The sequence below is a fragment of the Bradyrhizobium sp. AT1 genome, assembly GCF_001590795.1.
Lineage (GTDB): Bacteria > Pseudomonadota > Alphaproteobacteria > Rhizobiales > Xanthobacteraceae > Bradyrhizobium.
The window spans coordinates 6,091,926-6,112,402 of sequence record NZ_JXDL01000001.1; the positions used below are offsets into that span (position 1 = coordinate 6,091,926).

The 20,477-nt window shown below is 65.8% G+C and carries 17 protein-coding genes and 1 pseudogene; 8 read left to right on the forward strand and 10 right to left on the reverse strand.

All coding sequences use genetic code 11. The annotated features are described in order from the left end of the window. Together SE92_RS28240 and SE92_RS28245 are read right to left on the reverse strand one after the other, a co-directional pair. Positions 1-1,441, reverse strand: a pseudogene (locus SE92_RS28240) (SGNH/GDSL hydrolase family protein); the annotation flags it as partial. A gap of 170 nt (positions 1,442-1,611) precedes the next feature. Then, a complete protein-coding gene (locus tag SE92_RS28245; RefSeq protein WP_198172803.1) occupies positions 1,612-3,006 on the reverse strand; it encodes a lytic murein transglycosylase in 1,395 nt (464 codons plus the stop codon). 220 nt (positions 3,007-3,226) lie between these two features. Between SE92_RS28245 and galU the strand changes: the two genes are divergently transcribed. After that, positions 3,227-4,102 carry a UTP--glucose-1-phosphate uridylyltransferase GalU gene (gene galU / locus SE92_RS28250; protein WP_063200882.1) on the forward strand — a complete coding sequence of 292 codons (876 nt, stop codon included), beginning with the start codon at positions 3,227-3,229 and terminating at the stop codon, positions 4,100-4,102. Positions 4,103-4,292: 190 nt separating this feature from the next. On the opposite strand, the gene SE92_RS28255 is transcribed toward galU, so the two are convergent. Then, positions 4,293-5,789 carry a sensor domain-containing diguanylate cyclase gene (locus SE92_RS28255; protein WP_063200885.1) on the reverse strand — a complete coding sequence of 499 codons (1,497 nt, stop codon included), beginning with the start codon at positions 5,787-5,789 and terminating at the stop codon, positions 4,293-4,295. Positions 5,790-5,930: 141 nt separating this feature from the next. Here SE92_RS28255 and SE92_RS28260 point away from each other — a divergent pair, with 141 nt between their 5' ends. After that, positions 5,931-6,194: a DUF7662 domain-containing protein gene (locus SE92_RS28260; protein WP_063200888.1), complete on the forward strand. Its 264-nt coding sequence runs from the start codon at positions 5,931-5,933 to the stop codon at positions 6,192-6,194. A 165-nt stretch (positions 6,195-6,359) separates the two neighbouring features. Here SE92_RS28260 and SE92_RS28265 read toward each other — a convergent pair whose 3' ends face one another. Then, positions 6,360-9,236, reverse strand: coding sequence for an EAL domain-containing protein (locus SE92_RS28265; RefSeq protein WP_063200891.1), 2,877 nt, complete (start codon positions 9,234-9,236; stop codon positions 6,360-6,362). A 139-nt stretch (positions 9,237-9,375) separates the two neighbouring features. Further along, the gene (locus SE92_RS28270) at positions 9,376-10,374 is read right to left on the reverse strand and encodes an NAD(P)H-quinone oxidoreductase (RefSeq protein WP_063200893.1); all 999 of its coding nucleotides are present in this window, start codon (positions 10,372-10,374) and stop codon (positions 9,376-9,378) included. Between the two features lie 117 nt (positions 10,375-10,491). Between SE92_RS28270 and SE92_RS28275 the strand changes: the two genes are divergently transcribed. Continuing rightward, entirely contained in the window at positions 10,492-10,683 is a 192-nt protein-coding gene (locus SE92_RS28275) for a DUF1192 domain-containing protein (protein ID WP_063200896.1), read from the forward strand. Between the two features lie 495 nt (positions 10,684-11,178). Continuing rightward, complete coding sequence (gene rcdA, locus SE92_RS28280) at positions 11,179-11,688, forward strand: protease adaptor protein RcdA (protein ID WP_063200899.1); 510 nt, start codon at positions 11,179-11,181, stop codon at positions 11,686-11,688. 252 nt (positions 11,689-11,940) lie between these two features. Here the strand turns inward: rcdA and rpmE are convergent, their stop codons facing one another. After that, the gene (rpmE, locus tag SE92_RS28285) at positions 11,941-12,168 is read right to left on the reverse strand and encodes a 50S ribosomal protein L31 (RefSeq protein ID WP_008137002.1); all 228 of its coding nucleotides are present in this window, start codon (positions 12,166-12,168) and stop codon (positions 11,941-11,943) included. 197 nt (positions 12,169-12,365) lie between these two features. Here rpmE and SE92_RS28290 point away from each other — a divergent pair, with 197 nt between their 5' ends. Continuing rightward, on the forward strand, positions 12,366-14,216 hold the full coding sequence (locus SE92_RS28290; RefSeq protein WP_063200902.1) for an ABC transporter ATP-binding protein/permease: 1,851 nt from the start codon (positions 12,366-12,368) through the stop codon (positions 14,214-14,216). A 74-nt stretch (positions 14,217-14,290) separates the two neighbouring features. Here SE92_RS28290 and SE92_RS28295 read toward each other — a convergent pair whose 3' ends face one another. The 4 genes from SE92_RS28295 to SE92_RS28310 form a co-directional block, all read right to left on the reverse strand. Then, entirely contained in the window at positions 14,291-14,515 is a 225-nt protein-coding gene (locus SE92_RS28295) for a hypothetical protein (RefSeq protein ID WP_063200905.1), read from the reverse strand. A 70-nt stretch (positions 14,516-14,585) separates the two neighbouring features. Continuing rightward, the gene (locus SE92_RS28300; RefSeq protein ID WP_063200908.1) at positions 14,586-15,032 is read right to left on the reverse strand and encodes a GNAT family N-acetyltransferase; all 447 of its coding nucleotides are present in this window, start codon (positions 15,030-15,032) and stop codon (positions 14,586-14,588) included. After that, on the reverse strand, positions 15,032-16,060 hold the full coding sequence (locus SE92_RS28305; RefSeq protein WP_063200911.1) for a peptidoglycan -binding protein: 1,029 nt from the start codon (positions 16,058-16,060) through the stop codon (positions 15,032-15,034). Before SE92_RS28305 ends, SE92_RS28300 begins: the two co-directional genes overlap by 1 nt. A gap of 195 nt (positions 16,061-16,255) precedes the next feature. Further along, positions 16,256-17,269 carry a hypothetical protein gene (locus SE92_RS28310; protein ID WP_063200914.1) on the reverse strand — a complete coding sequence of 338 codons (1,014 nt, stop codon included), beginning with the start codon at positions 17,267-17,269 and terminating at the stop codon, positions 16,256-16,258. A 181-nt stretch (positions 17,270-17,450) separates the two neighbouring features. Between SE92_RS28310 and SE92_RS28315 the strand changes: the two genes are divergently transcribed. The 3 genes from SE92_RS28315 to SE92_RS28325 all read left to right on the forward strand — a co-directional run. Further along, positions 17,451-18,470, forward strand: a complete 1,020-nt coding sequence (locus SE92_RS28315; RefSeq protein ID WP_063200917.1) for an SAM-dependent methyltransferase — start codon at positions 17,451-17,453, stop codon at positions 18,468-18,470. A gap of 233 nt (positions 18,471-18,703) precedes the next feature. Further along, a complete protein-coding gene (locus tag SE92_RS28320; protein WP_157095715.1) occupies positions 18,704-19,897 on the forward strand; it encodes an efflux RND transporter periplasmic adaptor subunit in 1,194 nt (397 codons plus the stop codon). Positions 19,898-19,903: 6 nt separating this feature from the next. After that, positions 19,904-20,477: efflux RND transporter permease subunit (locus SE92_RS28325; protein ID WP_198172805.1), on the forward strand; the 574-nt coding region annotated here is incomplete at its 3' end.

Here is a 20,477-nt window from a genome sequence, read left to right on the forward strand (position 1 = left end):
TCGCCCTTGGCCTGCTCGCGCCCGACTTCGCGGCGCGGCCAGGCATAATCGTCGGCACGGCCGGCCGGGGCCGTCAGCGGCTCGCCCTTCACCATTGTCTTCGCGGCGAGCGCATCGACGGCGGCGGGACGCGAGCCCGGTCCGCCCAGCAATTGATCGGTCGAGATCGAGGCCGCAACCAGCGGCACGATCGGTCCCGCCAGCGGCCGCGGCGCAGGCTTGCCGGGCTCGGCGCTGGTGTCGGGCGTCGCCGGCTCGCTCGGCAGCGCGATCGGGCCGGAGCGACCCGCAAGCAGGCGCGTGATCTCGCGCTCGACATAATGGGCGAGCTTGCGCGCGCCGGGCTTGGTGAAAAAGACGCCGTCAGAGCTGCGGAGCTGGCGGATCTGGCCTTCGAAGTCGGGACCTTTCTGGAGGAAACGGCCGGCCTCGTCGACAAAGCCGTCCCACACGTCGACATAGGTGATGCCGGCCTTGGCGGCGCCTTCGCGATAGAGCGAATCCAGGAACAGCATGTCCGCCGTGCCCTTCTGCCCGCGGATGGCGGGAAGGCCGACCCAGAGCACCGGCACGCCCTTGGCCTTGAGGACGCCTGCCAGCTCCTCGATCTTCTTGCCGTAAAGCTCGACCCAGCGGTCGTCGCGGAATTCGTAGAGGCCGTTCGGGTTGCGCGCCGTCTTGCCCGGCGCGGCGGCCGGCGTATCGGCATTGTCGGCATCATCCTGCGGCAGGTCGGCGTCTGCAGGCTTGTCGTCCGGCTTGGCGGCGCTTTCGGTGCCGGGTTTGGTCTCGCCAGTCTTGCCGTCGCTTTTTCCTTGCGGCTTGGCGCGCGCGCCCTTGTCGTTCTTCTTGTCTTTATCCTTGTCTTTGTCGGTGGCCTTGTCCGTCTTGTCGGCGACAGGCTCGCGGATCGCGGCGCGGTCGTTGAGGCCGAGCATGACGACGATGACATCAGGCTTCTCGGTCTCGAGGATGCCCTTTGCAGCCGCCGCCCAATCCGAAGGCTCGCCCTTCGGCTGGTACTTGATCAGGCCCGAATTGGTCCTGTGTTTGCGGATCACGCCCATGTCGGGCTGCTCGTTGTAGGCGTCTTCCAGACCGTAGGCGAGCCAGTCGGCCATGGCGTCGCCGATCACCAGCACGTTCTTGTCGGGAGTGGTGTCGCGTTTGGCGGGCGCCGGTGCGCGCGAAAATCCTGGCGCGGTGCCTGGGGCTGTTGCTGCTGGAACGGCGCGAAGAAGTCGCCGCCGAACCATCCGCCGCCGCCTCCACCCCGTTGTGGCGGCGGAGCCGAGCGCTGCGGCGGACCGCCGAAGCCGGGGAAGTTGAAGAACTGTGCCGAGGCAGGCCCCGCAACCGACACCAGAATCGCAAGCGCCGTCCCCAGCGCGATCAGCGGGCCGGTCTCGGTCAGCGCCTTGAAGAGGGACTTCTTGGACATGCGATCTCGGGCACGCGCAACGGGGATCGGAAGCGGCTCAATATAATAACGGAATCGGGCGCCAAACAGGCAAATTCCATTGCAGATTCTTGCCCCATACACCGGGGAACAGCCGCCTCCGTCAAGGTCGGCGGGCGAAATCCCCGTTCAGGGTTACTTTCGGGGCGATTTTACCGCCCGCGCAGCCGGTCCAGCACGTCGGACGACGCAAATCCGTCGGCGGGCACCCCGATCGAGGCCTGGAAGTTACGCAGGGCTTCCCGGGTCTGGCCGCCGAACTGACCGTCCGGGGTGCCCTTGTAGAAGCCGCGCTGGGCCAGCAGCTGCTGTAGTTCCAGCCGTTCGGTGCGGGACAGCTCCCGTTCCTGCCGCGGCCAGGGCTGCACGAAGGGCTGGCCGCCGCGCAGGCGGTCGGCGAAATGGCCGATCGCCAGCGCATAGGCCTCGGCCGGGTTGTACTTCATGATGACGCGGTAGTTCTGCAGCATCAGGAAGCCCGGTCCCTGCGCGCCCGCCGGCGCCAGCAGATAGGCTTTCTCCGCCGGGTGCGGGAACGGCTGGCCGGTCGCCCGCTTCAGCCCGAGCTTCTCCCATTGCGCGATCGTCATCGCCTTGGCGCGGTCGGCCAGCATGTAGTTGAATCCCTGCGGCACCACGACCTCGAAGCCCCAGGTCTGACCGGTCTGCCAGCCGTCCTTCTTCAGGTTGTTGGCCGTGGAGGCGATCAGGTCGGTGGGATTGTCGACGACGTCGCGCCGTCCGTCGCCGTCGCCATCGACGGCAAAGCGCTTGAACGCGGTCGGCATGAACTGGGTCGGGCCGAAGGCGCCGGCCCAGGAGCCGCGCATCTGCTCCGGCCTGAGATCGCCGCGGTTGACGATCTCCAGCGCGGACAGGAACTCGTCCTTGAAATAGGCCTGGCGGCGGCCGATGCAGGCGAGCGTCGCGGTCGATTGCAGCACGCTGCGGTCGCCCATCTGTGTCGAGTAATTGGACTCGATGCCCCAGATCGAGGCGATGATGTAGCGATCGACGCCGGTGGCCTTCTCGGTAGCGTCGAACTGCGCCTTGTATTTGGCGAGCACCTCGCGGCCCTTGGCGAGACGGTTGTCGTTCACGAGGATGTCGAGATAGTCCCAGATCGATTTGGTGAACTCGGGCTGCGAGTCCATCAGATCCATGATGCGCAGGTCAGGCGAGAGCCCGGCCGTGAAGCGCTGGAAGTTTTCCTGCGTGACGCCGCGCCGTGCGGCATCCGGCCACATCCCGGCGACGCAATTGCCAAAATTGCCGGCGGCCTCGCGGATCGCCGCGGCCGTCATCAAGGGATGGCCGGAGGCGCCGTCCTCGCCGCTCCAGGGCAACGGCCCCGTTTGACCGCCGGGGCCGGTCGGGGCTTGCGAGGGCGCAGCGTTAGGGCCGGAGAAGATGCCGCCGAACAGGTTGGACAGGCCGTTCTGCGCCTGGGCATGCGCGACTGCGGGCAGCAGCAGAGCGACTGCGACCATCACCGCGCCGGTCGCGGATACCGCCCGCCTTGTCTGCCCTGCCACCGATTGCATCATGTCCCACCCGTCGGGCTTTCCAAAAATCCGCCATCAGGAGGCCTGGTACCGGTTGCCAATAGCTTAACAAAGGTGAAGTTTTGGTGGCGGCCTTTTTCTTAACTCTGCGCCGATGAGGCCCCACAACCGCCTTTGTTGGCGGCTGCAAACAGGTTAGCAAGATGCCATTGCTCCGTTCTTGTCTCCGTTCCCATCTGCCCCCAGGTATTCGATCAATCCCATGAAAATTCGCAAAGCCGTGTTCCCCGTTGCCGGCCTCGGCACCCGTGTCCTGCCCGCCACCAAGGCGATGCCGAAGGAAATGCTGACCATCGTCGACAAGCCGCTGATCCAATACGTCTATGACGAGGCGAGGGAGGCCGGCATCGAGCACTTCATCTTCGTCACCGGCCGCAACAAGAACGTCATCGAAGATCATTTCGACAGGATGTACGAGCTCGACGCGACGCTCAGCCAGCGCGGCAAGAAGGCCGAGCAGGAGATCCTGGCGCAGAACCAGCCCGAAGCCGGCGCCGTCAGTTTCACCCGCCAGCAGGCGCCGCTCGGCCTCGGTCACGCCGTCTGGTGCGCGCGCGACATCGTCGGCAACGAGCCGTTCGCCGTCGTGCTGCCCGACGAGCTCGTGCTCAATACGACCGGTTGCCTGAAGCAGATGATCGAGACCGCCGCCTCGCTCGGCGAGAAATCCAATCTGATCGCGGTCGAGGCGGTGCCCGACCATCTCACCCATCAATACGGCATCTGCGGCGTCGGCAAGCGCAACGGCAAGATGTTCGAGGTCGACGGCATGGTCGAGAAGCCGGCCAAGGGCACCGCGCCCTCCAACCTCTCGATCACCGGCCGCTACATCCTGCAGCCCGAGATCTTCAAGATCCTGGAGACGCAGGAGCGCGGCGCCGGCGGCGAGATCCAGCTCACCGACGCCATGATCGGCCTTGCCAAGTCGCAAAAGTTCTACGGCGTCGAGTTCGAGGGCGAGCGCCATGATTGCGGCTCCAAGCCCGGCTTCCTCCGCGCCAACATCGCCTACGGCCTCAAGCGGCCGGAGCTGCGCGACGGCTTGATCGCGGAGATGAAGAAGTATCTGGGGCAGTAGCGCGCCACATATTAGGTGTCGTCCCTGCGAACGCAGGGACCCATAACCTCAGAGAGTAGTTTGGCGAAGACTCGCCGTTCGGAACTGCTACTTCCGACGTTCGATAGATTCCGCGGTATGGGTCCCTGCGTTCGCAGGGACGACACCTTTGGTGTAACGCGCGTCACCGCCTGATGACGATCACTTCGCCTCACGCCACCAGCGACAGCTTCGGCAGGCTCGCCACCACCGACTGATTCCGCCCGCCGGCCTTGGCTGCATAAAGCGCCTTGTCGGCGGCGGCGACCAGGACCGTCCAATCCATGCCGGCGCTGGGCACAAGGCTGGCGACGCCGCAGGATACCGTCGAGACCACCTCGTCGTCGGACCAGCCCTGCACCTTGGTGCGGATCGTCTCGGCGACTTTGAAAGCATCCGGCGCCGAAATGTTCGGCAGCAGTACGGCGAATTCCTCGCCGCCATAGCGTGCGGCGCAGTCGCCGGCCCGGCTCACGGAATCCGAGATGCAGATGGCGATGCCGACCAGCACCTGGTCACCCGCCTGATGGCCGAACGTGTCGTTATAGGCCTTGAAGTGATCGGCATCGATCATCAGCAGCGCGAGCGGCGACTTCTGGCGCATCGCGCGCCGCCACTCGACGTCGATGACGGAATCGAATTTGCGTCGGTTCTTCAAACCGGTGAGCGCATCCGTGGTCGCCATCTCCTCGAGCTTGCGCTCGGCCTCGGCGCGCCGGCCGATCTCGCGCGCCAGCACGAGCGTCGATCCCAGCACGAACAGCGCCAGCGCCAGCACCACGGCACCGATGCGAAAGGCTTCCTTCCGCCAGAGTGCGAACACCGCGGCCAGAGGCTTGCCCGCCACCACGAACAGCGGTCCGCTGTCGGCGCTGCGGACATAGAGCCGCGGCGTCGGATCGACCGGGCCCTGGCCGGAATAGGCGGCGCCGACCGGGAGGTTCTCGGGCTTCCAGGCCCGGCGGTCGTTCAGGTTGGTGCCGATGATGTCGAGATCGAACGGCCGACGCATCATGATGGTGCGGTCGCGCTTGAGCACGGTGATGGTGTCTTCAGGATCGAGGTTCAGCCGCTCGAACAATTCGTGGAAATAGCTGAAGCGGATCGAGCCGGCGACGACCCCGAGGAAGCCGCCGTCGGTGTCGCTGATGCGGCGGCTCAGCACGATCGCGTAGGCGCCGCGAAACAGCATCGGACGGCTGATGAAGAGTCCGGCGTCGGGATTGTCGCGATGAACCTTGAAATATTCTTCCTCGCTGCGGTTCTCCGGGAGGGGATCGAGCGTGGAGGCGTCGATGGCCAGCCTGCCCTCGGGATCGAACACCTGGATGGCGCCGAAATGCCGGGCGGTAGTCGCATGGTCGAACAGGATCAGGTGGCGGACCGGCTTCGACACCGTCGCGAGTTCGGGCAGCAGCATGTTGCTGGCGACCGCCTTGAGCGACAAATCATAGATCTCGACGTTGCGGCTGACGTCGGACTGGATGGTTGTCGCGAGGTTCTCCAGCGTCTGGCGGGCGAGCGCCTCCTCGCCCCGGCGCATGTCGAGCATCACGTTGACGCAAATGGCGGAAAAGCCGATCACCGTCACCACGGACGAGATGATCAGCAGCTTCGCCGAAATCCGCCACGGCCGGCGGGCCATGACTTCGCGCCATCCAGACAGCATCGTTTGCTCCCGATCCTACTGGATGCGCCCGAAAGCTTGAGCAGTCTTTAAGGCGGGACGCCGCTGCCGCAATGAGTTAAGAAACGGTGTATGTGATGCTCGGTTTTGGGCAGCTCATGTGCGCGGGACGAGAGGACTGACGTGAACGACTACGACGCGTTGCGCGACTATCTGATGCGGCAGAAGCAGGCCGAATTTGTCCTGACCTTCGAGCAGATCGAGGAGATCATCGGCGCGGCCCTGCCGCGCGCGGCCAATCGTGCCTCATGGTGGGACACCTCGCGCAGCCCCGACATCCAGATGCCCCAGCGCGAAGCCTGCCTCGCCGCGGGTTTCAAGGCGATGCGAATGCCGGATGGGGAGAGCGTGCGGTTCACGAAGCTGAAGAAGGACGGGCGGCGGTAGCGCGATTTGTCCCTTCTCCCCTTGTGGGAGAAGGTGGCGCGAAGCGCCGGATGAGGGGTTGCTTCGGCATCTTCGACTGAGAGATTTGGACTCGCGGAGACATACCCCTCACCCCCGCTCGATGCGCGAGCGGACCCTCTCCCGCAAGGGGAGAGAGACGAGCGATCAGCTCGCCGCTTCCAGCCGCACTTCCGTGAGCAGCCGCATCGCGGCGTCCGCGTCCATCGGCTCGCCGAAGGCAAAGCCTTGGGCGTATTCGCAGCCCATCTGGTAGAGCTCGACCGCGTCGGAATCGGTCTCCGCGCCTTCGGCCACCACGTCCATGCCGAGGTCGTGCGCGAGCGCGATGATCGACTTCAGGATCACCGGCCGGGTGCCGCGGTTGGTGGTGCGCACGAAGGACTGGTCGATCTTGATGGTGTCGAACGGGAAGCGCTGCAGATAGGCCAGCGAGGAATGGCCGGTGCCGAAATCGTCGAGCGAGAGCCCGGTGCCCAGCTCGCGGATCCGCGTCAGCATCTGCGCCGCGTGCTCCGGATTCTCCATCACCAGCGATTCCGTCAGTTCCAGCTTGAGCGTGCCGCGCGCCACCGAGGAGCGCGACAGCACGGTGCGGATATCGTGGATCAAATCATGGCGCAGCAATTGCCGTGACGAGACGTTGACGGAGGCGAAGATCGGCTCGCGCGAGCGCATCGCGCGCTGCCAGATCGAGAGCTGCTTGGCGGTCTGGTCGAGCACGAACATGCCGAGGTCGACGATCAGGCCGGTCTCTTCGGCGATGGTGATGAACTCCGACGGCGCCATGCGGCCGAGCTTCGGGTGATCCCAGCGCACCAGCGCTTCGAAGCCGGCGACGGAGCGATCCTCCAGCCGCACGATCGGCTGGTACAGGATCGTGAGCTCCTGCCGCTCGATGGCGCGGCGCAGCTCGCTCTCCAGCGTCAGGCGATCGGTCTTCCGCGCCCGCATCGCCGGCTTGTAGACGTCGATGCGGTCGCCGCCGATGCGCTTGGAATGATACATCGCAAGCTCGGCGTCCTTGATGATCTCGTCCGTCAACTGGGTTTGCGGATCGGACAGCGCGAGGCCGATCGACGCGGTCAGGAAGATCTCGCGGTCGTTGAAGGCGATCGGCGCGCGGATGGTCTTGCGGATGGTCTCTGCGAAGGCGGTGATGCGGGCCGGGTCCTGCTCCGACAGCAGGATCAGGCCGAACTGGTCGCCGGCCATGCGGGCCAGCGTGTCCTGCGGCTTCAGGATGCGGGTGAGGCGGCGGGCGAGCGTCAGCAGGATGGAATCGCCGACCGCGATGCCGACGGAATCGTTGACCTGCTTGAAGCGGTCGAGGTCGATCACCATCAGCGTCGGCCGCAGCGTCGGCATGGTCTTGGCGAAATGCGCGACCGCGCCCAGCCGGTCCATGAACAGCTTGCGGTTGGGCAGGCCGGTGAGATTGTCATGCACGGAATCGTGCAGCAGGCGCTCTTCCGCGTTGCGCAGTTCGGTGACGTCGGTGAGCGTGCCGACGACGCGGGAGACCTCGCCGTCCGAGCCGACCACCGGCCGCGCCTTCAGCGCGAACCACATGAAGTGACCATCGGGCGTGCGCAGGCGGAAATCCTGCACCAGGCGGCCGCGGCGCTGATCGAGCACGCTGTCGAGCGCGGCGCGGAAACGGTCCTGGTCGAGCGGATGCAGCACCTCGAGCCACGAGGCCGCAGGCCCTTCCAGCGTGCCGCGCTTGAGGCCGAGCAGGGCCTCGGTCTCGGGGCTGGTGAAGACCTTGTCGGCCGAAACGTCCCAGTCCCAGATTAGGTCGCCGGAGCCCGCCAGCGCCAACGCGCGCCGCTCGATGTCGGAGACGACGCCGGTGGAGGCGCCGCCGCCGGCAAAGGCGTGCTGCATCACCGTGAAGCCGATCAGCATCACGATCAGCACGAGGCCGCCCAGCAGGGCAGGGCCGACGATGTCGTTGGTCACGGAGCCCGCGACCGTCATGCCGGCCGCGACCACCCAGACCACGAGAAGGAACCAGGTCGGGATCAGCAGCACGGCGCGGTCGAAGCCGTGGGTCGAGAGATAGACGATCAGCGCAAAGCCCGCGAAGGCGATCAGCACCAGCGAGATGCGCGCGATGCCGGAGGCCACCGCCGGATCGAACAGCGCGAGCGCGACCAGAGAGCCGAGGAACGCCAGCCAGCCCACCGTGATGTGCGAATAGCGCACGTGCCATCGGCTGAGATTGAGATAGGCGAACAGGAACACCAAGAGCGTCGCCGCCAATATCGCCTCACCCGCCGCGCGCCAGATGCGCTCGGCGTTGTTCGACATGTCGAGCACCTTGCCCCAGAAGCCGAAATCGACGCCGATATAGATCAGCACCGCCCAGGCCAGCGCCGCCGCGGCCGGGAACATGATGCTGCCCTTCACCACGAACAGGATGGTGAGCACCAACGCCAGCAGGCCGGAGATGCCGATCACGATGCCCTGGTACAGCGTGAACGAGTTGACCTTGTCCTTGTAGGCTTCCGGCTCCCACAGATAGAGCTGCGGCAGCTTGTCGGTGCGCAGCTCCGCGACGAAGGTGATGACGGCGCCGGGGTCGAGAGTGACACGAAACACGTCGGCGGTCGGGCTTTCCTGCCGCTCCGGCCGGTCGCCGGTCGAGGGCGTGATCGTGGCGATGCGCGACAGGCCGAGGTCCGGCCACAACAGGCCTGAGGAGACGATGCGGTAATGCGGCGCGACGATCAGGCGGTCGAGCTGGTCGTCGGTGTTGTTGGCGAGCGCGAACACCACCCAGTTCTGGCCGCCTTCGCGGGCGCGCACCTCGATGCGGCGGACGATGCCGTCGGTGCCGGGCGCGGTCGAGACCTGGATGCGATCGGCATCGCTGCGCTGATGCTCGAGCACGCCGGTGAGATCGATCGCGGGCGCGTCACTGCGAACGCTGACAGCGTCGAGCGCGCGTGCAGGGGACGCGGCAACGAGCATCATGAGGCCCAGCGCGATGGGCGCGAGGCACCTGATCAGACGCAAGGTCAGTTCTCCGCGTTCGACGCAAACTCTTCGGTGAAGACGATTTCAGACCGAACGAAAGTGGTTCGGTGCGTCGCGATAGATGCCACGAAAGCGAGGAAAATCAAAGGGTTTCCGGCTTGGCCTGTGGGCGGGCGGCCTAGACCTCCAACACAATTTTGCCAATATGTGCGCTGGTCTCCATGCGCCGATGCGCATCGGCTGCCTTTTCCAGCGGGAAAGTGCTGTCCATCAGCGGCTTGACGCGGCCTTCGCGCAAAAGCGGCATCACTTTCGCTTCGATCGCGGCCACCATTGCCGCCTTGTCCGCATTACTACGGGGGCGCAGGGTCGAGCCGGTATGGGTGAGGCGCTTGACCATCACCTTGGCGATGTTGACGGTGACCTTGGGGCCATTCAGCGTCGCGATCTGCACGATCCGGCCGTCCACCGCGGCGGCATCGTAGTTGCGGTCGACATACTCGCCGGCCACCATGTCGAGGATCAGGTTGACGCCTTCCTTGTTGGTCGCTTCCTTGACCACGGCGACGAAGTCCTCGGTCTTGTAGTTGATGGCGCGGTCGGCGCCGAGCTTGAGGCAGGCATCGATCTTGTCCTGCGATCCCACGGTGACGAACACTTTTGCGCCGAACGCCTTCGCCAGCTGAATCGCCATGGTGCCGATGCCGGAGGAGCCGCCATGGATCAGCAGCGTCTCGCCGGCCTTCAGGCCGCCGCGCTCAAACACATTGTGCCAGACCGTCATCAGCGTTTCCGGCAGCGCGCCGGCTTCCTTGATCGACAGTGCGGGAGGAACGCTCATCGCCTGGGCGTCCTGGGCGATGCAGTATTGGGCATAACCGCCGCCGGCGACCAGCGACATCACCTTGTCGCCGATCTTGTGCCGCTTGGCATTGCTGCCGACCGCCACGACTTCGCCCGCGATCTCGAGACCGGGCAGGTCGCTGGCGCCGGGCGGCGGCGGATAGGCGCCGGAGCGCTGCGCGACGTCGGGCCGGTTGACGCCGGCGGCCATCACCTTGACCAGGATCTCGTCGGGGCCGGGCTGCGGCAGGCTGCGTTGTTCGGGGATCAGCACCTCCGGTCCGCCGGGCTTGGAGATGGCGACCACGGTCATTTGCGCGGGCAGCTTGTCCATGATGTGTCCTTGAGCAAAGGTGCGGGAGGAACGAGGGGCTTTGCTTAGCCAGCGCGGCCCAGACTGGCAACTGCTTCAGCCGTGGGGTCCGGTCCGCGGACGAGAGGAGGAACGAGGATGGCGACGGAAGACGACGACCGCCCGCGTAAGAAGATCAGCCATGAAATCGGACAGGACCTCTCACTCTTGTCAGTGGAGGAACTGACCGAGCGCGTCACGCTGCTGAAGACCGAGATCGTCAGGCTGGAAGAAGCCGCCACCAAGAAGCGCGCCTCGCGCGATGCGGCCAACAGTATTTTCAAGTCGTAGGTCGCGACGCACTCTCGTGTCCCGGGCGCGCTGCGGCGCGTCAGCGCTGCTGCGCAGAATCGGGACCCATGCTTCTCCAGGCACCTCGGGCAAAAGGTTCTGGGCCCCGGCTCAGCAGTGCAGCACTTCGTGCCGCACCGCGTCCGGGGCACGAGACCTGGCTCGGCCACTGACCGACATGGCTAACGAACTCTCAAAAAATTGGCTCGTTTACTCCGGATTAAGCTTTTCACTTTATGACTGGAACTGTCCTCGTTTGGACACCGAGTGGCTCCTGTCCACTCTGTTTGACGCCTCCCTGTTATCAACTTTCAAAGCCGCCGGTTTTCCGGCGGCTCTTTTTTGCGTCTCTTCCTGGTTGAATTCCTGGGAATGACCCGCGGAAACCATATCTGCGCTTGTCACTGGACTCGGCGTCCCGCCCGCGCAATGATTTGTTCATCATAAGCCGGCGCCAAGCCGGACAGTCAAACAGTTGCGTAAGAGGCGTTAACCATGGAACGTTTGCAGGCCGACGGCGCTCTCGTTCAACTCAGCGAGCGGTTCACCAATTCTGCGGCGTTCGGCGTCCTGTTCCGCGAGGGCATGGACCTCGTCGAAGAGACCGCCGCCTATCTCGACGGCGCCGGCCGCACCGAGGCCAAGGCGCTCGACCGTGCCGTCAGCCTCACCTACGCGACCGAGAGCATGCGTCTCACCACCCGCCTGATGCAACTCGCCTCCTGGCTGCTGCTGCACCGCGCGGTGAAGGAAGGCGAGATGACGCTGGTCCAGGCCAATCGCGAGAAGACCAAGGTCAAGCTCAGCGCCGCCGATCCCGGCCCCACCGACACCATCGAGAAGCTGCCCTCGCAGCTGCAGGACCTGATCCATCGCTCGATGAGCCTGCAGGCCCGCGTGCGCCGCCTCGACACCACTATCCACACCCCGCCGGCCGAGCACATCGCGATCGGCAATCCGCTGGTGCCGCACCTCAACGCGCTGAAGGCGGCGTTCGAGCGGTAGGCCACCACCCCACGACGTCGATGCCGTTGCGCTCCTCGCTCGGGTCTCGTGCCCCGGACGCAGCGCAGCGTCTCTTCGACGGTGCGCTGCAGAGCCGGGGCCCATGCGGCAGCGAGTGTGCGGCTTTCTGGGTCCCGGCTCGGCGCCGCAACGCAAGAGCGTTGCAGCGCGTCCGGGACACGAGCTTCCCCACAAACAAAAACGCCCCTGGTCTCCCAGGGGCGTTTTTCGTCTCCAGCCTTGCCGGCCGGATCAATCCTTTTTGAGAAAGCCCGAAAACTTCTTCTGGAAGCGCGAGACGCGGCCGCCGCGGTCCAGCATCTGGGCGTTGCCGCCGGTCCAGGCCGGGTGCGACTTCGGGTCGATGTCGAGGTTCAGCGTGTCGCCTTCCTTGCCCCAGGTGGAGCGGGTCAGGTACTCGGTACCGTCGGTCATCACGACCTTAATCGTATGATAATTCGGATGAATTTCGGCTTTCATGGCAAATTCCTCGGCGCCCGGCGCCTGTTTTGGTGGCTCGCGAATGACGGATTTGGCCGGCTCTATACCCCACGAAACCCCGCAAAACAAGCCGGGCTTGCGCGGTGAACCGGGTTTGCCCCTAAGGGACATCCCGGATTTGCCACTACTGTTGCACCGGCCTATTGGGAGCAAACGAATGCAATGGGCCAGATCTCATGAGCGCAGTGGAACGGCTTGATGACCAATATGTCGATCAGCCCGGAATGAACGCCGCCGACACACCCTCGATCGAGGAAGAGCTGCTCGAAGAGCCGGCCAAGGGCCGTGCCAAGCTGCGGCCGCTGTTGGCGCTGGCGCCCTATGTCCTCCGCTATCGCGGCCGCGCGGCGCTGGCCTTCGTCGCACTCACGGTCGCGGCGCTGACCACGCTGCTGGTGCCGGTCGCGGTGCGCCGGATGATCGATTTCGGCCTGACGCCCGAGGGCATCGAGCTGATCAACAGCTACTTCTCGGTGATGCTGGCGGTGGTCGGCGTGCTCGCGCTCGCCAGCGCAGCGCGCTACTACCTCGTGATGACGATCGGCGAGCGCATCGTTGCCGACCTCAGGCGCGACGTGTTCGCTCATCTGCTCTCGCTCTCGCCCGCCTTCTTCGATTCCGCGCGCAGCGGCGAATTGATCTCCCGGCTCACCGCCGACACCACCCAGCTCAAATCGGCCGTCGGCGCCTCCGTGTCGATCGCGCTGCGCAATCTCATGATGTTCCTCGGCGCCACCGCGATGATGGTGATCACGAGCCCGAAGCTGTCGGGCTTCGTGCTGCTGGCCATCCCCTTGATCGTGCTGCCGCTGGTCGCCTTCGGGCGCTGGGTGCGGCGGCTGTCGCGCAACGCGCAGGACACGCTCGCCGAGGCCTCCGCCTATGCGGGCGAGCTGGTCGGCGCGATCCGCACCGTGCAGGCCTATACCAGCGAAGGGTTCGCCGAGAAGCGTTTCGGCGGCGAAGTCGAGCAGGCCTATGAGGCCGCGCGGACCTCGACCCAGGCGCGCGCCGTGCTCACGGCCATCATCATCTTCATCGTGTTCGCAAGCGTGGTCGCGATCCTCTGGATCGGCTCGCACGACGTGCTGTCAGGCGCGATTTCGCCGGGCCGGCTCGGACAGTTCGTGCTGTACGCGGTGTTCGCCGCGGCGGGCCTCGGCCAGCTCAGCGAGGTCTGGGGCGAGGTTTCGGCGGCATCAGGTGCGGCCGAGCGCCTGTTCGAGATCCTGCATGTGAAGCCCGACATCAAGGCGCCCGCCTCGCCCCGCGCGCTGCCGGTGCCGGCACGCGGCGAGGTCGGTTTCGATCAGGTCAGCTTCGCCTATCCGGCGCGGCGCGACGTCAATGTGCTCGATGCCGTGTCGTTCACCGTGCGCCCCGGCGAGAAGGTCGCGATCGTCGGTCCCTCCGGCGCCGGCAAGAGCACGATCTTTCACCTCCTGCTGCGCTTCTACGACCCGCGCAGCGGCGCGATCTCGCTCGACGGCGTGCCGGTCAAATCCGCCGATCCCGGCGATTTCCGCGCCCGCATCGCACTGGTGCCGCAGGAATCCACCGTGTTCGCTGCGAGTGCCCGCGAGAACATCCGCTTCGGCCGTCCCGGCGCGACCGATGCCGAGGTCGAGCGTGCCGCCGAGCTCGCGCATGCCGCCGAGTTCATCCGCCGGCTGCCCGAAGGTTTCGACACCCCGCTCGGCGAGCGCGGTGTGACACTGTCCGGCGGCCAGCGCCAGCGCATCGCGATCGCCCGCGCCATCCTGCGCGATGCGCCGCTGCTGCTGCTCGATGAAGCCACCTCCGCGCTCGATGCCGAAAGCGAGACGCTGGTGCAGACCGCGCTTGAAGAGCTGATGCGCCACCGCACCACGCTGGTGATCGCGCATCGCCTTGCAACCGTCTTGTCCTGCGACCGCATCCTGGTGATGGACCAGGGCCGGATCGTCGAGCAGGGCACCCATGCCGAGCTCGTCGCCGCGAACGGACTTTATGCGCGGCTGGCGCGGCTGCAGTTCGAGGGGGCCTGAGGGCGCCGCGAGGACGGTTCAAGCTATTGATTTTGCTTGCGCCGTCTACTGTGCATGGGGTTGTTTTCGGCTTTTTAGGTCTTGGGGCACTTCGGCGACAACGCCGGCACGTTCGGCCATGACCAGTTCTTCCAGCTGCCGTCCTCGCCGACGCAGGCCGATGGGGCAGGGGCGCTGGTTTGCGCAGGCGCCGTCGCGCGCGCTGCGAAGCGCTGGTCGACATAGCTCGTCGACACGTAGAAGGCGACGATGACGCCCAGAAAGACCGAGGACCCCTGGGCCAGATCGCGCAGCTTCATCGATCGTCTCCATCGCCTGTCATCCGCACCAACGACTAGCGGGCTTCCCTGGACCCCACCGTGAGCGGCGTCACGCCCGCCACATCATCTTCAGCACCGGCCGCCCCGAGGTCGGGTTCACATCGTCCCCGGCATGGACAAAACCGTTGCGCTCGTAGAAGCGGATGGCGCGGCTGTTGTCCTTGTTGACGAGCAGCGTGATGCCTGAGGGCGACAGCCGCTTGGCCTCTTCGACCAGCAGCCTTGCCGCATCCGAACCCCAGTGATCGGGGTCGACCACGAGCTGGTCGAGGTAACCGTCGCCGTCGATGGTGACGAAGCCGGTCAGCACGCCGTCCTGCTCGGCGACGACGATGGACGCCTTCGGCACCAAGTCCTTGCGCCAACGCTCGCGCCACCATTCCAGGCGGGCCGCGAAGTCGATCTGCGGATAGGCCTGCTGCCAGGTGCGATGCCAGAGGTCGATTGAGGCGGCTTCGTCCTCGGGCCGATAGGGGCGGAGGTGGATCGCGCTCACTACCGCTCCGTCAGCTTCAGCTCGATGCGGCGATTGCGCTTGTAGGCTTCCTCGGTATTGCCGGGATCGAGCGGCTGGAATTCGCCGAAGCCGGCGGCGACGAGGCGCTGGGCGGGCACGCCGAGCGAGATCAGATATTGCACCACCGAGATCGAGCGCGCCGCCGACAGGTCCCAGTTCGACTTGAAGTTCGCACCGCTCACCGGGCGGACGTCGGTATGGCCGTCGACGCGCAGCACCCAGGGGATCTCGCTCGGGATCTTCTTGTCGAGCTCGATCAGCGCGGTCGCGAGCGTGTCGAGCTCGGCGCGGCCCTCGGGCAGCAGCATCGCCTGGCCGGTGTCGAAGAACACTTCGGACTGGAACACGAAACGGTCGCCGACGATGCGGATGTCAGGCCGGTTGCCGAGGATGGCGCGCAGCCGGCCGAAGAACTCCGAGCGGTAGCGCGACAATTCCTGCACGCGCTGCGCCAACGCGACGTTGAGGCGAGAACCGAGATCGGCGATGCGGTTCTGCGATTCCTTGTCGCGCTTCTCGCTGGCATCCAGTGCCTCTTCCAGCGCGGCCAGTTGCCGGCGCAAAGCGCTGATCTGCTGGTTGAGCACCTCGATCTGCGCGAGTGCCCGCGCCGAGACCGCCTTCTCCGAATCCAGCGCCTTGCCGAGCTCGGAGGTCTTGCCTTGCGCGTCATTGCCGGCGGCGGCGAGACCGTCGTAGAGGCCCTTGATGCGGTCGCGCTCGCTCTCGGCCGAGGCAAGGCCCGCCTTCAGCGACGAGACCTGGTCGTCGAGCGTGAGCTTGCCGAGCTTCTCCAGCGACAGCAGCTCGTTGAGCTGCGCGATCTTGGCGTTGAGCTGCTCCAGCGCCTTGTCCTTGCCGGTGACCTCCTGCGACAGGAAGAACTGCACCACCAGGAACACCGACAGCAGGAACACGATCGACAGCACCAGCGTCGACAGCGCGTCGACGAAGCCGGGCCAGTAGTTGAGGGAGCTGTCGCTGCGGCGGCTGCGCGCTAGAGCCATTTAGTTCTCCGCTTCTTCTCTCGTGTCCCGGACGCGCTGCAGCGTGCAAGGCTGCTGCGCAGAGCCGGGACCCATCTGTCCCAAGAAGGTACTGGGCTCCGGCTCAGCAACGCATCACCATAGCGCGTCGAAGACGCGCGTAAACGCGCTTCTGGTGCTGCGTCGCGTCCGGGGCACGAGACCTCCGTTTTATCGTCAGCTCTTCTCCGGCTGGCGGGCGATGCGCTCCAGGAGGCGGCGGATCTCGCGGTTCTGCTCGCCCTGGCCGTCGGCCCATTCGCGGATCATCTGCTGCTCGGTGCGCATATGCGAGACCAGGGCCTGGATGGCTTCGGCAAGGCTCGCCATCGCCGCCGTGGTGCCGCGGCTGGCGCTTCCTTCCTCCAGCACGGAGCGTAAGCGTTCGACCGCGGCCTGGAGCTCGCCGCTGGCGACCCCGCCGCCGGAGGCGACCGCGACCTCGCCGCTGCCATATTCGCGCACGGTGGTGGCGAGCCAGTCTTCCAGGTCGGTGTAGAAGCGGTTCTGGGCCTGGCTCGATTGCAGATCGAGGAAGCCGAGGATCAGCGAGCCGGCGAGGCCGAACAGGGAGCTCGAGAACGAGATGCCCATGCCGCCGAGCGGGGCGGCGAGGCCCTCCTTCAGCGTGTCGAACAGCGCGCCGGAATCGCCGCCGACCTTGAGCCCGTCGATCACCTTGCCGACCGAGCCGACCGTCTCGATCAGGCCCCAGAAGGTGCCGAGCAGGCCGAGGAAGACCAGAAGGCCGGTCATGTAGCGCGAGATGTCGCGGGCCTCGTCCAGGCGGGTCGCGATCGAATCGAGCAAATGCCGCATGGTGGTCTGGGTGATCGACATCCGCCCGGAGCGCTCGCCGCCGAGGATCGCCGCCATCGGCGCCAGCAGCTTCGGGTGCCGGGCCGGCGCGAGGCCGGGATCGGCGACGCGGAAATTGTTGACCCAGGAGACCTCAGGGTAGAGCCGGATGACCTGGCGGAACGCCAGGATGATGCCAATGAACAGCACGCCGCCGATCAGGGCATTGAGGCCGGGATTGGCGAAGAAGGCCTGGATGATCTGCTTGTAGAGCACGACGCCCACCAGCGCGCACAGCACCAGGAAGACCAGCATCCGCACCAGGAAGACGCTGGGCGAGGACAGTTTTGTGTACTCGATATCCATGGTGGAGCGGGAAGTGCCAGACGGCATGGCCGGTATCATCCGTTACGTAAGCTTGCTTGCGGCGCGCACTATGGCACAGCGCCAGCCCAAAAAAAGCGCCGGATGCGCCGATTTCGGGGACAGCTCGGGGAACCCGGGCCGGAAGCGGCGCTTTGATAATGAGGTATCTGCGTCAGGTATCTGCAGAAGTTCGCCATTCGGGGGGCGCATGAGCGTCGTTTCCGCGATCATCGGGACTGCCGAACGCGTGCCGCTGCCGGACGTAGTGATCCGTGCCGCGATCCAGCGCCTGTGCTCTCGCACCGCAACCCGCCTTGCCGCCCCCGACGCGGCCACTGACGCCGCTTTCGCCGGTCGGATGATGCTGCGGCCGATCGCCGAGCAGGCCGAGGCGGGGGGTGGCGAGGTGCCCGCGTCGTTCTTCGCCGAAATGCTCGGCCCCAGCCGCAAATATTCCTGCTGCTTCTACAAGACCGATGCGACCACCTTGCAGGAGGCGGAGGAGGAGGCGTTGCGCCAGACCGTCGAGCATGCCGGTCTCGCCGACGGCCAGGCCATCCTCGAGCTCGGTTGCGGCTGGGGTTCGCTGTCGCTGTGGATGGCGCGGCAGTTTCCGCACGCCAGGGTGACGGCGGTGTCGTCCTCGCAGGCGCAGCGCGCTTACGTCGAGGAGGAGGCGGAGCGCCGCGGCTTGCTGAACCTGCGCGTGGTCACAGAGGACATGAACGTGTTCGCGCCCGACGGACAGTTCGACCGCATCGTCTCGGTCGAGATGTTCGAACGCATGGTGAACTGGCGCAAGCTGATGACGCGCCTGCGGTCATGGCTCGCGCCCGAGGGCCGCTTCTTCATGCAGATCGTCACCCATCGCTCCGGCTCGCAGCTGTTCGACCGGCTCGATCGCGACGACTGGATCGCGCAGCACGTCTTCACGGGCGGGCTGATGCCGAGCCATCACCTCGTCAGGCAGTTCAACGACATCTTCGAGATCGAGAAGGAATGGTGCTGGAGCGGGGCGCATTATCAGCGAACCGCGAACGACTGGCTCGGCAATTTCGATAGGCATCGCGACGCCATCGAGACGTCGTTGCGCAAGGTCCATGGCGAGGAGACCGCACTTTGGCTGCGGCGCTGGCGCTGGTTCCTGCTCGCGACATCGGGCCTGTTCGGCTACGCCGATGGAACCGAATGGGGCGTCAGCCAGTACCGCATGAAAGCCGCCGAGTAATTGCGCTGTTCCGTCGCAGCACGCCGCGATGGAACCCGACTCACAATCGAGTGACACGGCAAAAGCCTTATAAACTCAGTACCATACGCTGTGTGACAATGAGCCGCCTGCACGATGCGTTGCATCGCAGCAGGCGCATTCTATTTTGTCGGCGTCAGCCGCGCGCGAAACGGCCCAGATTGGACCTCGCGCGGAACGTGAGCAGTTTCAACAATATCGGGGCACCCCACTTCATGTCAGGACTTCGTGCGCGATCGGCATGCGTTGCAATGATGCTCGCGGCCCTGGCGCCGCTGCTTGCGGGCTGTGACGAATCCAGCTCCGCAGTGTCCGCCGCTCCGCCGGCCAATCCTGACGTCAGCATCGTCATCGTCAAGCCGCAGCCGCGCGCCGTGGTGCGCGAGCTGCCGGGCCGCATCGCGCCGACGCGCGTCTCCGACGTGCGGCCGCGCGTGTCCGGCATCGTGGTCGAGCGCCTGTTCCGCCAGGGCAGTGAGGTCAAGGCGGGCGATCCGCTCTATCGCATCGATCCGCGCCCGTTCGAGGTCGAGGTGATGGCCAACGAAGCTGCCCTCGCCAAGGCCGAGGCTGCGTTGATGCAGGCGAGGCAGCAGGCGCACCGTGTCGCCATCCTCACCAAGGATCGCGCCGCCCCGGAAGCCGAGAACGAGAAGGCCATCGCGGCCGAACGTCAGGCTCATGCCGAGGTCGAGGGCCGCAAGGCCGACCTCGCGCGGGCCAAACTCAATCTCGACTACGCCACCGTGCGCGCGCCGATCGACGGCGTGGTCGGTGCGGCCCTCGTCAGCGAGGGCGCCCTCGCGGTGCAGAACGAAACCAATCTCGCCACCATCCAGCAGCTCGATCCGATCTATGCCGACTTCACCCAGTCGGTGAACGAGCTCAACCAGCTTCGCCGCGCCTTCGAGACCGGCGACCTCGAGCGCATCGCATCCGATGCCGCCAAGGTGCGCCTGGTGCTCGACGACAACACCATCTATTCGCTCGACGGCAAGCTGCTGTTCTCCGATGCCAAGGTCGACGCCCATACCGGGCAGGTGACGCTGCGCGGCGAGTTCCCCAATCCCAAGCGCGAGTTGCTGCCGGGCATGTATGTCCGCGTCCGCATCGACCAGGGTCTGGATTCCGACGCGATCGCGGTGCCGCAGCAGGCGATCCAGCGCAATGGCGGCGGCGGCAGCGAGGTGTTCGTCGTCAAGGATGACAACCACATCGCGGTGCAGGCGGTCCGTACCGGATCCGTGCAGGACGGTGTCTGGTTCATCACGGAAGGCCTGAAGGCCGGCGACAAGGTCGTGGTCGAGGGGTTCCAGAAGTTCGCGGCCGGCGACAAGGTCAAGCCGCAGACCTGGTCGGAAGCGGACGCGACCGCCGACAACCGGCACGCCCAGAAGCTGACGCGGTAACGCGCCATGGCGAGTTTCTTCATCGACAGGCCCATCTTCGCCTGGGTGGTCGCGCTGTTCATCTGCTTGATCGGCGCGATCGCCGTGCCGTTGTTGCCGATCGCGCAATATCCGATCATCGCGCCGCCCTCGATCTCGATCTCGACCAGCTATCCCGGCGCCTCGCCCGAAAACCTCTACAACAGCGTCACGCGGCTGATCGAGGAGGAGCTCAACGGCGCCGCCAACATCCTCAACTTCGAATCGACCAGCGACTCGCTCGGCCAAGTCGAGATCATCGCCAACTTCCAGCCGGGCACCGATACCAGCGCGGCCTCGGTCGAGGTGCAGAACCGCATCAAGCGCGTCGAGGCTCGCCTGCCGCGCGCGGTGATGCAGCAGGGCATCCTGATCGAGGAAGCCTCCAGCGCGGTGCTGCAGATCATCACGCTGAACTCGACCGACGGCAGCCTTGACGAGGTCGGCCTCGGCGACTTCATGATCCGCAACGTGCTGGGCGAGATCCGCCGCATTCCCGGCGTCGGCCGCGCCACGCTGTACTCCACCGAGCGCTCACTTCGCGTCTGGGTCGATCCGGCCA